The sequence below is a fragment of the Clostridium phoceensis genome, assembly GCF_001244495.1.
Classification (GTDB): Bacteria; Bacillota; Clostridia; order Oscillospirales; family Oscillospiraceae; genus Lawsonibacter; species Lawsonibacter asaccharolyticus.
The window spans coordinates 1,972,907-1,987,568 of sequence record NZ_LN866274.1; the positions used below are offsets into that span (position 1 = coordinate 1,972,907).

The 14,662-nt window shown below is 51.7% G+C and carries 11 protein-coding genes; 7 read left to right on the forward strand and 4 right to left on the reverse strand.

From position 1 onward, the window contains the following. Positions 1–13 precede the first annotated feature (13 nt). The 4 genes from BN1969_RS10240 to BN1969_RS10255 form a co-directional block, all read right to left on the reverse strand. Positions 14–724, reverse strand: coding sequence for a hypothetical protein (locus tag BN1969_RS10240; protein WP_003499607.1), 711 nt, complete (start codon positions 722–724; stop codon positions 14–16). 40 nt (positions 725–764) lie between these two features. Next, positions 765–1,166 carry a hypothetical protein gene (locus BN1969_RS10245; RefSeq protein ID WP_003499603.1) on the reverse strand — a complete coding sequence of 134 codons (402 nt, stop codon included), beginning with the start codon at positions 1,164–1,166 and terminating at the stop codon, positions 765–767. Between the two features lie 250 nt (positions 1,167–1,416). Continuing rightward, positions 1,417–1,968 carry a hypothetical protein gene (locus tag BN1969_RS10250; RefSeq protein WP_003499596.1) on the reverse strand — a complete coding sequence of 184 codons (552 nt, stop codon included), beginning with the start codon at positions 1,966–1,968 and terminating at the stop codon, positions 1,417–1,419. Further along, positions 1,965–3,125 (reverse strand): hypothetical protein, encoded by a 1,161-nt coding sequence (locus BN1969_RS10255; protein WP_003499594.1) that lies wholly within the window; start codon positions 3,123–3,125, stop codon positions 1,965–1,967. The genes BN1969_RS10250 and BN1969_RS10255 overlap by 4 nt, the downstream gene beginning before the upstream one ends. A gap of 896 nt (positions 3,126–4,021) precedes the next feature. On the opposite strand from BN1969_RS10255, the gene BN1969_RS10260 reads away from it, so the two are divergent. The 7 genes from BN1969_RS10260 (at position 4,022) to BN1969_RS10290 (ending at position 14,599) form a co-directional block, all read left to right on the forward strand. Then, complete coding sequence (locus BN1969_RS10260; protein ID WP_242850326.1) at positions 4,022–5,113, forward strand: hypothetical protein; 1,092 nt, start codon at positions 4,022–4,024, stop codon at positions 5,111–5,113. Beyond that, positions 5,082–5,708 carry a hypothetical protein gene (locus BN1969_RS10265; protein WP_050624209.1) on the forward strand — a complete coding sequence of 209 codons (627 nt, stop codon included), beginning with the start codon at positions 5,082–5,084 and terminating at the stop codon, positions 5,706–5,708. The genes BN1969_RS10260 and BN1969_RS10265 overlap by 32 nt, the downstream gene beginning before the upstream one ends. Before the next feature lie 191 nt (positions 5,709–5,899). Then, on the forward strand, positions 5,900–6,292 hold the full coding sequence (locus BN1969_RS10270; protein ID WP_050624210.1) for a hypothetical protein: 393 nt from the start codon (positions 5,900–5,902) through the stop codon (positions 6,290–6,292). Positions 6,293–6,335: 43 nt separating this feature from the next. After that, positions 6,336–7,307, forward strand: coding sequence for a hypothetical protein (locus BN1969_RS10275; protein WP_050624211.1), 972 nt, complete (start codon positions 6,336–6,338; stop codon positions 7,305–7,307). Beyond that, complete coding sequence (locus tag BN1969_RS10280; RefSeq protein WP_077138749.1) at positions 7,225–8,010, forward strand: class D sortase; 786 nt, start codon at positions 7,225–7,227, stop codon at positions 8,008–8,010. Before BN1969_RS10275 ends, BN1969_RS10280 begins: the two co-directional genes overlap by 83 nt. A gap of 76 nt (positions 8,011–8,086) precedes the next feature. After that, the gene (locus BN1969_RS10285; RefSeq protein WP_050624213.1) at positions 8,087–9,232 is read left to right on the forward strand and encodes a hypothetical protein; all 1,146 of its coding nucleotides are present in this window, start codon (positions 8,087–8,089) and stop codon (positions 9,230–9,232) included. Positions 9,233–9,382: 150 nt separating this feature from the next. Next, positions 9,383–14,599, forward strand: a complete 5,217-nt coding sequence (locus tag BN1969_RS10290) for a SpaA isopeptide-forming pilin-related protein (RefSeq protein WP_050624214.1) — start codon at positions 9,383–9,385, stop codon at positions 14,597–14,599. Positions 14,600–14,662: the final 63 nt, after the last annotated feature.

Here is a 14,662-nt window from a genome sequence, read left to right on the forward strand (position 1 = left end):
GGATAAGACCTCCTTACAACGAAAGCGGGTTCGCAAGGAAGGACCCCACCATGCTTGTGAACAGGCGCAGGCACCAGGCGTTCATGACCAATAGGAAAATTTGGCCGCCAAGCATCCGGCACCAGGATTTCCAGATGTTTGCTGTGGTCTGGCTGGCGCCCATAGAAAAAGCCACAGGAGCCGTGTAGACCAGTACACCGAGCAGCACATACCGTTCGGCTGCCTCGAACAGAAGTTTTAGGTAGTTCCAGGCCAGGATGAGAACCAAAATCAAGGTAATCAGCGCCACAGCCCCATTGGCACACACACCGATGATGACCAGCATCACGGAATTGAAGTCTGCAAAGCTTAATGCAGGAAGGTCGGACTCCATGATCCAGTGGTAGGGGGTGCCGCCGATGGTAAGAACAATATTGACGATCTCATCTGAAAAGAGCGTCAGCAGGATAAAAATAACGGAACGGATACTCAGCTTTACCGGGTCTTCTGCTTCCACACCTGCGCCAAGACCGAAGTTTTTGAATAACTGCCAGACCCAGTTGAGCAGGATGATCCCGATTGCCAGAGCCACGAAAACAGAGTACATAGTCTCTGCTGCGGGAAAATAACGCAGAAATACAGCCATATCACAGCCCAGCGCACCCAAAACCGATGTGGTCACCAGATCAAGACCGGCCATTACCTGTTCTGCGATCCATTCCACTATGCCGTCTAAAATGCCCATAAATGCAAGCCTCCTTTCCGGCGAGCAATCAGACGGTCAATCAGCCTGTCCATTGTCCGCCACTAAAGAGCGGCGTCACATACGCCATGATAAAGCCCAAGCCATTGAGGATAGCCCAGGTGATACAGATTCGTTTGAGCCAGGCGCGGCTTTCATCCACCGTCCGTCCGGAACGGGAGAAGTTCATGAGCAGCAAGGCTACCGAAGCAGTGACGATGGCGGCGATAGTGGAGATGGCAAGGATTTGGGTGTATACATCCTGCATGATCTCTTTGGCCTTGGTCCATACATCTGTTGCCGCATAAGCCGGCTGACAGAACATCATGGACATCATCACACACAGGAAGGCGCTGTAAGCCACTTTGGGCAGCGAAAGCCTGCGCTTGGACTGGGTATCCGGCTCCTGAAGCTGCGGAGTTTGAGGGGTTTTCGTTTTCTTCAATTTGCGATCCTCCAATTCTGAATGATTTTTTGATGCTCAATAGGGAACAGAAAAACCCACACCTGTCAAAACAAATGTGGGCTTTCAAATGGTCGGGCGGCCATCTGGGCAGCAAAAAAGCACCCTGATGAAAGGTGCCGTTACTGTCCTGTTCGGTTTTGGGTGCAAGTTTGAGCATATTCAGTTTAACACATCGGTATTTGCACTGAAAGAGCAGAACCATGCCAATTTTGTTCCCGAAATGTGCCAATTATTTGCCCGATTGTCCGGAAGGTGATTTTGTCTCTGGCAAGAACTGTTCCAGCATGTCTAAACTGTCCTTGGAGGTATAGCCCCAAAGGACGGAACTGAGGGCTTCAATAGCTTCCCGGCGTTTGCGGTAGTAGGTTCTGAAACTGATGTCACGAATGTGCGGCCGCAGGGTCTCGATGATTTCCTCAACATTTTTGAGCTGCTGGGGCGAGAGGAAGGAGTAGTACAGCAGCCAGTAATATGCCTCACCGTTTTTGTGCTTGGTACGCAGCAATTCGACTGCGGAATCCAGCAGCTTAAGCATTTTGTGGCTGCGTTCAATGCACTTGGCATGATGCTCAATGTCACTTCCGGCCAGATCGGCGCCGGCCAGATAGACTGAATCCAGAAAATCCTCGATGGAGGTGCCATACTCGATCTCAAACTTGGTGCGGACATGCTGGACAGAAAGCTCCAGACTCCACACAACATCCCGGTATTTTTTCAGCAGTTTCCAGGTATCATGGTACAGGGGATTATCAGCAACATCAGGTTCAACAAATTTTCTCATTTCAAGTTCCTCCTATTTTCGTGCTCCTCAAAGGGAGTGAGTGTAAGTTCAAAAGTGGCGATTGAAGTGTTTGTGCCGCAGAGGATGGTCAGACCAAAGTGGGCTGTGGATTTCCCTCGCGCACGCGGAATCAACTCTTCCCAGCAGTCGTCCGATAAGGGATATAACTTATAGCGGGAGAGCGGGCAAGAAAAGCAGGAAATCCCTTGCGTAGATAGGATGTCAGCCATCTTGCGGAGTATCGTTTCAATGTGCGATTTTGAAACGCTGGAAAGTGCATCCGAAACAATGATCTCATGCTCAGAGATGGAATGGCTCTCTTCGGTTTCAGCAGTTTCCGGAAGCTCCAGATGAATGTTTAAGGTCATGGCAACTTCCTCCTTGTCGATTAAAACATCGGAAATCTCAAACATGGTGGATAGGTAGTTCTGCAGGTAGATCACGCTTCCATGCCGGCCGGGAAACGACATGATAGAGATATACCCAAGACCGTCCAGCTTTTTCAGTATCCGGCATACGGTAGCGCGTGACAGCCCCCAGCGGCAGGAGAGTTCGGTATAACTGACCAACGGGTTTCCTGTACCATTGCGAAAGTAGGCTACCGGGCCGACCTCTGACCCCTGCACCTGCGTATCGTTGTAGACAGCGGATACCCACAGATCCAGAACGATGTCCATTTCAGAGCAGCGGGCAGAGCTGACCAGTTCCAGGGCAACAGAGACTGGCAGGAAGAAAAAACCGGTATCCTTTTGGCATGGGGCATTGTACTCCAGTGCGGAATTGTGGCGGGCCCAGTGGAGGATTTTATATTTTACTACATTGCCACGGCCCAGCAGTGTATAGGAAATCAAGTGCTGCTTCTGAAGGGTATCCAGCATGGACAGCGCCTGCCGATGAAAGCGGGTGCGGAACCAGCAAGACAGTTCCTTGACGGTGCACACCCATTCGCCGGGCGAGACTGTATAACTGATCCCGTCAATACGGCGATATGAGGTGCGGAAGTTTGCATAGCTGCAAAGTACAGTAAAATGAAAAAGGCCGGAGCCTCCGTTTATGCGGATGCTCCGGTCGTTGATCAGTTTGTGGATGAACTCACGATAAATCCGGCATCGTGGGTAATCTACCACTTGTTTAATTTGAAGTTGGTATTCTGGCATGACAGTCTCCTCTTTATTATGTATTATGTATTAAAGGTGGGGCAATAAAAGTAATAAAATGTTTCGATAAAATCGTTGACTTAGATTGAATTGAAGGTTATTATATAATAATGTATGCGTCTGCGGTTAAACGATCAAGCCGTTCTTTGTGTAGAGATCATGTTAGATATAGCATCCTGAGTAACGCAGCAAATTTTTGCCATTTCTATGCCAGCGATATGCCATAACAGGCGCACTACAACTTTCTACAACTTTTCTACAACTTTTGAAGCGAAAAGGATGGCACAAGAGGACACGAGACGAATGAAAAAAATTTCACGAATCGAGTATTGTGCGGGTTTTGAACCCTTACAGAGCGGCATGGAACAGGATGAAGGGAGCCGAATTTTGCTCCCGACGATGAAGCCCCTCGATTGAGAAACCCTTGCAGCGCAAGGGGTTGCGGGCTTTTTCAACACAAGGAAGGCCGGTTTTACCCCCGTTTTACCCCCATTGACTGAAAAGAGGGGGCGGTTTTACCCCCAGAATTTACCCCCAAACTAATTGAAGAGAATGCCACATGAGAAATGCCCATGACGATTGAGTCATGGGCATTTTTTTAGGAATTGCGTATAAGTATTCAACATGAGCGACATCGCGGATATTAAAACTGCGCCTATGTTTCGTCCATCCATAGATTCTCGTTTGAGCGGTTTTCGAAATCTTCTTGTTCTGCCGGTGTTGCTGGACGGACCATAGTCTTCCCGCAATCAGGACAGGCCACCACATTTGTTTCAGAAAAGAGATAATGGCAATTATCACACGCATAAATCATCCATATCAAGCCTCGCTTTCGTGACTAAAGTATAGCACGGAGCGAGGCTTTTTTCAATTTAGACAGGAAGGAGGCCGGTGCGATGAAATGCTTGCTCAAATATCAGTGGATCAAACTCCCCCGTAATCAACTACCGCCCGGAAAGGGCATCATGGGCATATGGGCTCGCCTGGCTTCCAGGGCCGCCTTCCGAAGTGGGAAGGCAACCTACTGCGGCTATATCAACGAAGTGACGGTTGGAACCTGGGCTGGCGGTATTGTAGGCCTTAAAAGCATCATGGGGATGAAGCGGCGGCAGCAGGCTTTGGAGATGATGGACCGTCTCGCAGATCTTTCCTATATTGGGTACAAACTGGATCCAAAATCGAAGAAACTTACATACAAGATCACAGATTGGGTTGTAAGGTGCTCTGGAGAGCCCTGTACGGGCCGTGAGGCCGTTTACGTGACAGAGGGGTATGGTTTCCTATGCCTGCCCAGAAACGTCACACAGCGCCTTGTAGAGCAAGGCTATTCATTTGATGAGTCAGACGCATGGCTGGACCTTTGGTGTCACACGGTATGGCAGGAGCCGAGCAATGTGTTCTCTCATATGGCGCCGTCAGTCCAATTTGGGCAGTACGGTGCGGTTTTGACCTTGGAGTTCCTTGGCAGGCGTTGGAGATGGGAAAAGACGAAGGTCTGGCGCTTTTTCAGAAAACACGCGGATGCCTTCCCGCTGTATAAGCTGCCAGGTTCCTTTGGATGTCTGGTCTTCAATGCCGCTTATCCCACCGGTGAAAGAATACCGCAGCCCGCCATGGATCAAATAGAACGTATTTTGAGTGAAATACGTATTTTGGGCAGAAATGCGCGCAACAAAACATCAAGCGACCGTGCCCAACTCTGCAAACTGGTTGCGTGGTATAGCCGTACCATTTTGCAGCAGGAGCAGACAAAAACTGGCCAAGCATCAGCGGTGGAGAGCCGTGTTGCACATTCGGACTGTAATAATACGCGTGCGTATTTTTCTCCGTGTAAGATTTTAGAGTATGTATGGGAGGACTGCCAAGGTGTCACTTCATGCATGGCGCGATTTGAATTTTTCCACAGTGTTTTGCCTCGGGCCGGACCTGTGGATCAGGATAACGGAGGTATTGAACATGACAGATTTGAAGGCATCCCCTTGTGGTGAAATGTCAGATCAGGGACAAGGCCCTTCTCAAAAACTGCTGCGCGACCTTTTGGAACGCAGAGGGCTTATAGAAGACTCCAGCATCAGAAATGAGAAAGCGCGGGTAGCTGAAAAGGAACTGCGCCGGAATATGTACCACAACACGCAGGTTATGCTTAAAAACTATCGTGATATCGTTTGGGCGCTGGAATGCTTTCCCGGTGAGATTGCCCAGGAACTGGAACAGCCTTTGAAGGATGTGGATGCGCTTCTCAGTGCGGTAGACGCTCAGATTGCTATGGGAAATGCAAAACTGGAGCACCGCCTGCTCAGCATCCGTAAGTCACGGCTGCTTCTGGACCGAATCAACGAAGCGCTGACGGTGCTGCGCCATAAGCCTGGAAACGGAGAAATGCTGTACAATATCATTTTCCAGACCTTTATAACGCCGGACAAGCCTAGTCACTCGGAAATTCTGTATCGATTGGATATCTCTGAACGTCACTACTACCGCCTGCGCCAGCAGGCAGTGAATATCCTCTCCATACGCCTGTGGACAGCTCCACAGGGGTGCCTAGACGCCTGGCTTGAGATCCTGACACTCTTGGAGGGCTGATGGCAGGAACGATGGCAGAAAAGTGGCGGAAAAATGGCAAGGTCGGTGCGGCTGACAGGAGGAGTACAAATGTGTTATCCTGATATCGTCCAAAACTGGACCTGACGGCAAGAAGCCGCCTTGAAGCGATTTTACAGGTCGCTTTGAGGCGGCTGTTTTGCTGTCAAAACAAAAAATGAGGAGGTACGCAAATGGCGAACGACGAGAAGAAGCAAGACCTACGGAGTGGGGTCCCCCGGCGTTTGGGGGATTGGCTCCATATGGCGATGATCGCCTGCTATATGGCTGTGCTGTTCGTACAGCCTGCTGCCGCGGCAGACGATGATATGTGGACGCGGTTTTCAGAGATTATAGCGAATGTTTACGGCGAACTGCTGGGAATCTCCACAATTGTTGCCGTCACGGCAGCTGCGGTAGCCTTGTTAGTACGCATGATTTCCCGCAATGAGCGAGCTGTAGCGGAGGCGACGAGTTGGTTAAAACGGATTGTAGTGACATGGATCGTGCTGAATACCCTGGGATTCATTGTTGCTTACCTGCAGCCGCTCATCGAAGGCGGCAAGTACACACCCCCCAAACCGTGATCTCAAGTAGTGCTACATCAAAACGATTGAGGAGGACCTGTCAATGAAGAAAAAAATCTTTTCCATCTCTGCATCACTCCTGCTTTTGACTATGTTGGTCATCCCTGCTGACGCAACCAATGTAGATGTCACAGATCCGGACGCTATGCTCCCGGTTGATATCATCCTTGACCAAGATAATCGGGAAATCAGGAAAGTGTACGATCTCTCCCCCAATACCGATCCGTCCACATTGCCTATGCAGCAGTTTGAAAGGGATGGCCTCCTCTATGAATGCACAGATGTGTTGCGTGAGGTCATCATCGGCAGCGAAACGCAGGTGATTACGCAGACGGAAACGGTGGAAAGCGACAAGAAAGATATGGAGACGATTTTATCGCTTCTGCCACAGGAAAAGGAAGTTACCACAGAGGAGGACTTTTCCGGGACTCTGCACCTGGATTTGGACAGTATCAAAACTGAGCCAGCCGGCTATGGAAGTTCTACCAAGCCGGTGACCGCTACGCGCACCTATCCAAACTTGGCAAGCCAAGATATCAACCACCTGCCAAAGAGCATTACGGAGGGGGGCAGAACGCTCAATCTGCAAGATGTCCAATGGCAAACGGATAACACCTATAACGCCGACGACTATGAGATCGGCGACCGCTTTACTGCGGTTTGTACCTATGGCGGCAGCAAAACAGTCAGTTATGTGACCGGCTATACCACAACGGCTGACTATACGGGCGAGGTTTACCGCACTGGCGTCACGGTAATCCGTTATACGGTTATTTTCACAGGTACTCCGATTGAGCCGATTTTATCAGAAGAAACGCAGGATGCTGGGGAAATAACAAGTTGGCTGATGGTGTTACTGCCGGCACTGGGTGCTCTCGGCATTGGCGCAGGCGGAGCATATTTCTTTATGAAGCGGAAGGAGCGAAAAATGTATGAAGAACTGGGTGAGAACAATGGCGCTGTTGCTGGGCATCACGGCGATGATGATGACGCCGGCACTAGCGGCGGATTATGAGTTTGATGCACCGGACGGCGGCATGTACGCACCTCCCACCTCAGTTGACCAAGTGATCGTGGTCGGTGGAGGAGTGACTGAGAGCAGCAATATTGACCGCAGCAAGAACACTGCTATCATCGCGCCGCCTTTTGGCAGCCCGGAATCCTACCAGCCCGGAGCTGGTACGGTTCTGATCCCACAGGCATCCACGGCAACAGGGAACACGGGTGGCAGTGATACAGTCTACCTTCCCCCTGCATCTTATGTGGATGGTACTCCCACAGAGGACACGAGCCTGAGCAGCACCAAATTTACGCTTCCTGATGGGCTCTACTATACAGATGGGAGCATTGGTCGGCTAAAAATCCCTGCTTTGGGGTTGTCCGTCAAAGTTTATGAGAATGAGAGTCTTGAGAACCTCGCCAAAGGGGCCGGCCACTTTAAGTCTACTTCCTGCTGGGATGGAAATGTGGGGCTTGCTGGTCATAATCGCGGTGTGGCAAACCATTTCGGAAAGATCCATACTTTGGAGAACGGTGACAAAATCACCTATACCACCAAACTGGGCACCAGGACCTACGAGGTATTTTTTGTGGGGCAGATCGAGGAAACAGACTTTTCAAGACTCGGTCGGACAAGCGAAAATATGATCACACTGATTACTTGCGTTCGGAATGTGCCGGAGATGCGCTGGTGTGTCCAGGCCCGGGAAATCACCTGACTACCAAACTTTTGTTGTAAAATTCCTCTCTGTCCGGTAGAATATAAGCAAAGATACATGAGAGGAGGCAGTCAGTATGAAAAAACTATGTTTGGTGGCTCTAAGCATCACCTTGGCCGTGGGACTCGCCTGTCCGGCCCTGGCAACGTCCTCAGAAGAGGAAATTGCAGCGGAATATCTGAAAGAACAGGGGATTCTGGAAGGAGACCAAAACGGAGACATGAACCTCGCGTCCGGTCTGACCCGGGCGCAGTTGGCCGCAGTCCTGACGCGACTAAATGGGAATCAGGAACATGTGCAGGCGGAACAGGAATTTTACATCAGCCAGTGCAAGTTCCCGGATGTCCCGGCATGGGCCAGACTCTATGTAGGCTATTGCTATTTCAACAGCCTGATGGTCGGCTACGATACTGGGGTCTTTGGCGCTGATGACGGCGTGACCCCTGCTGCGGCTTGTACGGTTGTTCTACGGTACATGGATCTTCCAGATATTCAATGGGATTACAACACCGCCTGCCAGACGGCTCTTGACCAAGGGCTGACCACAGCGGAGGCTGTGGCTAAAACTGAGATTACCCGCGGCGATTTGGCAATCATGCTCTATCGGGCGCTGGGCAATACCGATTTTGAAGGTAGTACCGTTACGGAAGAACCGGAGGGAACAATCAGCAGGAACGCAGATGGCTCCATCAATTTGCCAGCAGACGGCTCTCAATATGTGCCTCAGGAAGGCGATGTGATCCGCTGCGACGATGGTACCAATTACACCATCACCGATGTAAGCCGGTGGGACAAAAATATGTTTGCTTCCGGACCAGTGGGCGAGTTGCCTGAGCCGACCTGTGATTGGTCTTTGATGCCCCAGGTTGAGTTGCCGGCATCAGAGGCCCGGCATTATTCCATCAATGATCATGAGTACCTTTTCGTGCGAAATCTCTATGAGACCCGACGAATGCTTTACACGCTTTATAACGCCATTGGGGATAATCCAGAGACATGGCAGAACGGTGCGCCCGTGTCCCACCCAAGTGGGGCCCCAAAGGTACAGATCTATCTGAGTATTGACGATGGACTGAACCCGCGAGTGTTCTGGCCATGGCGCGCAAATCAAATCATTGACCTGTTCAACTCCTGTCCGCCGGGAACATACCGCATGGAGGCGTGGGATGTCTACAAGGACGGCATCTTCCAGCGGACGGAGTACAACATCCATGTAAGATAGGCCGCTGTAACCAAGATTACAGCGGACAAGCGGTATACGTGAGTATACCGCTTTTTTAATTTCCAAAATAAATCAAAGAAGAATGCCGTGAACCCGAATGCCATTGAGCCGGGGGCACGGTTTTTTTCTGCCCATTTTTGGAGGAACAACATGAAAAAACGATTTCTAAGTATTCTGTTGGCCATGGTCATGGCTTTTTCAATTTTGCCGACGGCATCGCTGGCGGCGGGTTCGGTTGAGGAAGCCCTCGGAGAGATCGATATCTATAACGGCGGGCAGGAACTCTCCTACCTGATGATCAATGGCCGCGTCCGAACCCTGATCTATACCTACTATAACTACGTCAACGCCAAAGGAGAAATTAAAGAGATTCCGGCCTACTGCGTCAATCCCAATACTACCGGTGTGCCGCAAACGGTTGACGTTGGGGAGAGCATCGAATACTTGGCTGAGGAGAAAACGTCGGATCCGAAAGTGCTTGGCATTGTGGCCAATGGATATCCGACTCGTTCGCTGGAAGAACTGGGCCTTGAGAATAAATACCAAGGCTATTACGCGACTAAAATGGCGTTGTGGTGTTATCTCCTCAGTAATTGGGACATCAACAACCTCAAGGTCAATTCGGCGCTCAGTGGCGTGGAACTGCAGCGCGCACAGAAGATGCTCGCTGCGGCAAAGGACATCTATGCCCGCGGCACAGCATGGAATGAAGTCCTGTCCCCTGAAGTGACCTGTACGCCGGATCGGGATACTGCCTACGAGGTCACTATCGACGGCAAGCAGTACAAACAGCAGGTTTTTACATTCTGGTCAAAAACCTGGGTGTGTGATTATGCAGTTGAGGTTTCCTTTACTGACCCCGGTTCTGTTCCCCGGGGCACCCGTATCGTGGATATGAACAACCGGGACATCACCACAATTACCACTGAGGGTACTGGTGATGGCTATGCGGGCAAATTCAAGGTCCTGTATCCGCTAGAGAGCGTTGAAGGAGAAACCGGTAGCGTCCAACTCTCTTTCCGTACACATGTCTATAAATACGCCGTATTTTATGCAATTTGCCAAGAGAAGGATGAATACGGTGAACTCCAAAATTATGTAGTCGATACGGACCCGACCACGGAAATGGACCTCTCCACTTTCAGCAACTACGCTGACCAGCCGGTAGAGGAATACGATACCGGGTTGCGGATCATCAAGTATGAAACGGGGACGGAAATCCCGATTAGTGGTGCTCGTTTCGAAGTCGTTGGTCCTGACGGCGATTCCGTCGGTACTTTTGTGACCAATGGGGACGGCCGCATCGAGATCCCCCTTAGCAAAAGCGGGAATTATACCGTAATTGAACGGGAAGCTCCACAGCATTATATGATCAGCGAGGAGCCTGCCCAGAATGTCACCGTTGTCTACGATGAAGTAGCCGAGGTGACATTTTTTAATGACCCCTACGGTACTCTGCGTATTGAGAAAAAATCCAACACCGGCATGAACCTGCCGGGGGCAGTCATCACCGTCGAGCATATTGAGTCGGGACAGACCTTTACCGCTACGACATCAAGTGCAGGCGTTGCTATTTTCGATGAGATTCCCTTGGGCGCATACCGGATTCAGGAGAAGACTGCCCCGGTGGGCTGGCAGCTGGATGATACCGTCTACACCGCCACGGTGGTTGCTGGCGAGACCACTACAATCCCTATCATTAACGAGGAGTTACCGGGATTGCGGATCATCAAGTATGATCGAAAAAATATGGTCGCCATGCCCAATGTCACCTTCGCCGTCTATCGGGACGGCGAATTTTTAGGCAATTTCAAGACGGATCAATTTGGTGAAATCTTGATTGCCGATGCAGAGCCGGGGACTTACCGGGCGTTTGAGGTAGATACCGGCGATGAGGGGCACATTCTGGACACCACCCCCCAGGAGGTGGAACTCCATGCTGGGGACGGCATTAAGGAGCTGTTGTTCTTCAACGATGTCAAGCCCGGATTGCGGCTGGTGAAGGTGGATTCCGACGACCCCTCCAAGGTCATTCCCAACGCTGTATTCGAGATCAAATCGGTGGAGGGGACCTATGGACCCCAGGAGTTCCGGACGGACGAAAATGGAGAAATTGACCTTTCCATGCTCCCCCCTGGCTCCTATGTAGTGACTGAAAAATCCTGCGATGGCTATGTGATCGACGAGGCCCAGCGTATCATCGAGCTGAAGCCCAATGAAGACGCCCAGTTCGTTTTCACCAATCATATCAAGCCCTCTTTGCAGCTCATCAAGCTGAGCAGCGATGGCTCCCGGCTGGCCGGGGTGACTTTCCGCATCGCCAAGATCGAGGATGGCAGTCACTATCTGGACCGCACCACCAGTTCCACAGGTGAGATCCTGGTATCCGATTTGGAGCCTGGCGTTTACTCCGTACGTGAATTGTCCTCCGTGTCGAATCACATCCCGGACGATACCGAGCACCATGTAGAACTATTCCCCGGCCAGACCAGCACCATCACCCTGACTAACGACAAGCGCCCCAACCTCTATATCCATAAAACCGACGCCGACACCGGAGAGCCTATTGAGCACACAGTCTATCTGGTGAAAGGCGCAGACGGACACTCTATCGCGGAAGTGGAGACGGACGAAAACGGCGTCGCTGTGGTGGAGAACTTGCTGCCCGGCGTCGTGGAGGTCATCGAAAAGTCAGTCCCGGAGCCCTACCTGCTGGCCGAGGATTCTCAGATGGTGACACTGTTCCCCAACCGGGATCGGGATGTCTATTTCCAAAATTATAAGCGCCCGACCATCGAGATCATCAAGGAAAATTCCATCACATATGATCGAATCGAAAATGTGCCGTTCCAGGTCTGGTATGCCTCCAACAACACCGCTACCGGAGAGTACAACGACTTGGGCGTTTTCTACACCGATGAAGAGGGCCGTATCGTGCTCTCCGACCCGGACCTCTCTCTTCGTGACGGTTGGTTTCGGGTAAAGGAGCTGGAGCCTGCGCCGGGCTTTGCTCTGGCGGACCCGGACACACAGGAGGCCTTTATCGCCGCTGGTGAGGGCCATACATTCCGCTTCCTCAACAGACCGCTCTCAGCTATTTCCGTATGGAAATATGACAGTGAGACCGGGGCGGCTATTGAGGGGGCTGTGTTCCAGGTCCGGTATCTCTCCGGCAACACCTCCGGCACCGGCGGCACGGTCATCGGCACTTACCGAACTTCGGTGAACGGCTCTTTCACCGTCACGGGCTGCAAGGCCGGTACTTACATCATCGAAGAGCTCTCCAGCGACGGCTCCCATGTGATCGACACCCCGCCTCAGACGGTCTATCTCTCCGGCGAGGATCAGGAGGTTGTTCAGGTCTATTTTGGCAACAGCCCCAAGGGCTCGCTGCTGATCAAAAAGGTGTCCAGTGCCGACAATTCCCCGATTTCTGATGTTCAGTTCTTTGTGACTGAGAGCGACGGGACCGTGGTGGGCGACAGCAACGGCTACTTCGTGACCGATTCCGCGGGGACCATCCTCATTGAGGGCATCGACCCCGGCACCACACTCGTGGTCAAAGAAACCCGGGCGAAAGATGGGTTCCTTCTGGACGACACACCCCAGACTGCCCAAATTAAGGCCGGCCAAACTGTTACCCTCGAATTCCGGAATCAACCCACAGGACAGCTCATTATCCACAAGCTCTCTGGTGATGACAGGAAAACGCCGCTTGAAGGGGTACAGTTCAAAATCACATACTCCGACGGAAGTTTTGTGGATGCCGACAGCGGGCAGCTTTCCAGCAACGGCCTGTATTGGAGCAACTCGGCAGGTCAGATTATTCTTTCCGGCCTCACGGGCACAGTGGTGGTAACGGAAGTGGAAAGCATCCCGGGCTATACGATTGACCCCAATACGCAGTCCCAAACCGTGGTGATCAATCCCAATGATACACAGGAGTTGTATTTTTACAACAACCCTATAGGCGGCATTGAAATTATCAAGGTCAACGCAAGCAAGACATCCGAAAGAATTCCCGATACCACCTTTGAGATCCGCCGCATGGATGACGCTCTGGTGGATACCATCACCACAGACCGGAACGGCAGGGCCTATCTCTCCCTGGAGGACGGCTCCTATTACGCGCTTGAAGTCGAGGCCAATCCGGACTTCGTATTGGATGATACCCCTCATTACTTCGAGGTCAAAAACGGGGAAGTGACCACCCTGCGAATCAAAAATGAGGCCAATTCCGGTATTTTGATCCATAAGGTGGACACCTCCGGCGAGGGAATCTATGGCGTCAAGTTCCTGCTCTACGACGAAGACCGTAATCCCATTGGGGAATTTACCTCTGATGACGAGGGGTGGGTCTATATCACAGCCGACGACCTGCCGGATGGTGCCAACACCAGTGGCCGGTTTTATCTGCGTGAACTGGAGGCCGCGGAGGGCTACATCTTAGACGAGGAGTATAAGACCGTCTATGTGCGCCCAGGCCGCACGGCGGAAATCGAGTGGGTCAATACGGCGATCACTGGACAGATCCAGATTTGGAAGAAGTCTGCTGACGATAATCCGATCAACGGTTTCCCTGCCGGTACTCCGTTGGAAGGTGCGGTATTTGGAATCTATAACAAGGCCAATGCCCTTGTAGACACCGTTGAGAGCGACAGCCGGGGCCTGGCGGTTTCAAAGCCGCTGCCTTTGGGCCGCTATACCGTGAAAGAGATTTCCAGCCCCCAGTTCTACTCGGTCAGCGATGAAGAGGTGACGGTCTATCTGGAGCATGAAGGCCAAATCGTGCAGGTTGAGTACCTGAATAAGAGCGTTTATACCAATGTGTCTATCAGCAAGAGCGGCTACACACAGGTCGTACCTGGCCAGGAGATCCGCTATACCTTCAAGGATATCGGGAACAACTCCACAGTCCCGCTGGACAGCTTTTATTGGCGTGATACGCTGCCCACAGACGCCGTCCGGTTGGATAAGATCATCACTGGCACATACTCGGCCCGGCTGAACTACAAAGTCGTGTTCCAAACCAATTTGAACGATACGCAGCGCGTACTGGCCGACAACCTGAACACACAAAAGAACTATACGCTGGATGCCTCTCCTGCGGCTCTAGGACTTGCCTCCAATGAGTATGTGACTCAGGTCACCTTCCTGTTCGGGCGTGTCCCGGGCGGCTTCAAACAGGTGGAGACGCCCTATATTTACTGCGATGTCCTGTCCAGTCTATCTCACGAATACCGGTTTGCCAACAAATGCGATGTGGGCGGCATGTGGCAAAACCAGTGGGTGCAGGCGACCGACCGCTGGGTGACTATCATCTACCGCGGCGGTCCTGTCCCCACTCTGCCCAGGACAGGCTATTGATGATATCCGACTTTGATGGGGGCGGCCGATGGGTCGCCCCCACCCCTTTTGAGGTTACAAAAG

What these genes read in the sequence shown, in the direction of transcription:
- BN1969_RS10240 (WP_003499607.1), bottom strand. Translation starts at nt 724, where the DNA reads ATGGGCATTTTAGACGGCATAGTGGAATGGATCGCAGAACAGGTAATG.
- BN1969_RS10250 (WP_003499596.1), bottom strand. Translation starts at nt 1,968, where the DNA reads ATGAGAAAATTTGTTGAACCTGATGTTGCTGATAATCCCCTGTACCAT.
- BN1969_RS10255 (WP_003499594.1), bottom strand. Translation starts at nt 3,125, where the DNA reads ATGCCAGAATACCAACTTCAAATTAAACAAGTGGTAGATTACCCACGA.
- BN1969_RS10260 (WP_242850326.1), top strand. Translation starts at nt 4,022, where the DNA reads ATGAAATGCTTGCTCAAATATCAGTGGATCAAACTCCCCCGTAATCAA.
- BN1969_RS10265 (WP_050624209.1), top strand. Translation starts at nt 5,082, where the DNA reads ATGACAGATTTGAAGGCATCCCCTTGTGGTGAAATGTCAGATCAGGGA.
- BN1969_RS10270 (WP_050624210.1), top strand. Translation starts at nt 5,900, where the DNA reads ATGGCGAACGACGAGAAGAAGCAAGACCTACGGAGTGGGGTCCCCCGG.
- BN1969_RS10275 (WP_050624211.1), top strand. Translation starts at nt 6,336, where the DNA reads ATGAAGAAAAAAATCTTTTCCATCTCTGCATCACTCCTGCTTTTGACT.
- BN1969_RS10280 (WP_077138749.1), top strand. Translation starts at nt 7,225, where the DNA reads ATGAAGAACTGGGTGAGAACAATGGCGCTGTTGCTGGGCATCACGGCG.
- BN1969_RS10285 (WP_050624213.1), top strand. Translation starts at nt 8,087, where the DNA reads ATGAAAAAACTATGTTTGGTGGCTCTAAGCATCACCTTGGCCGTGGGA.
- BN1969_RS10290 (WP_050624214.1), top strand. Translation starts at nt 9,383, where the DNA reads ATGAAAAAACGATTTCTAAGTATTCTGTTGGCCATGGTCATGGCTTTT.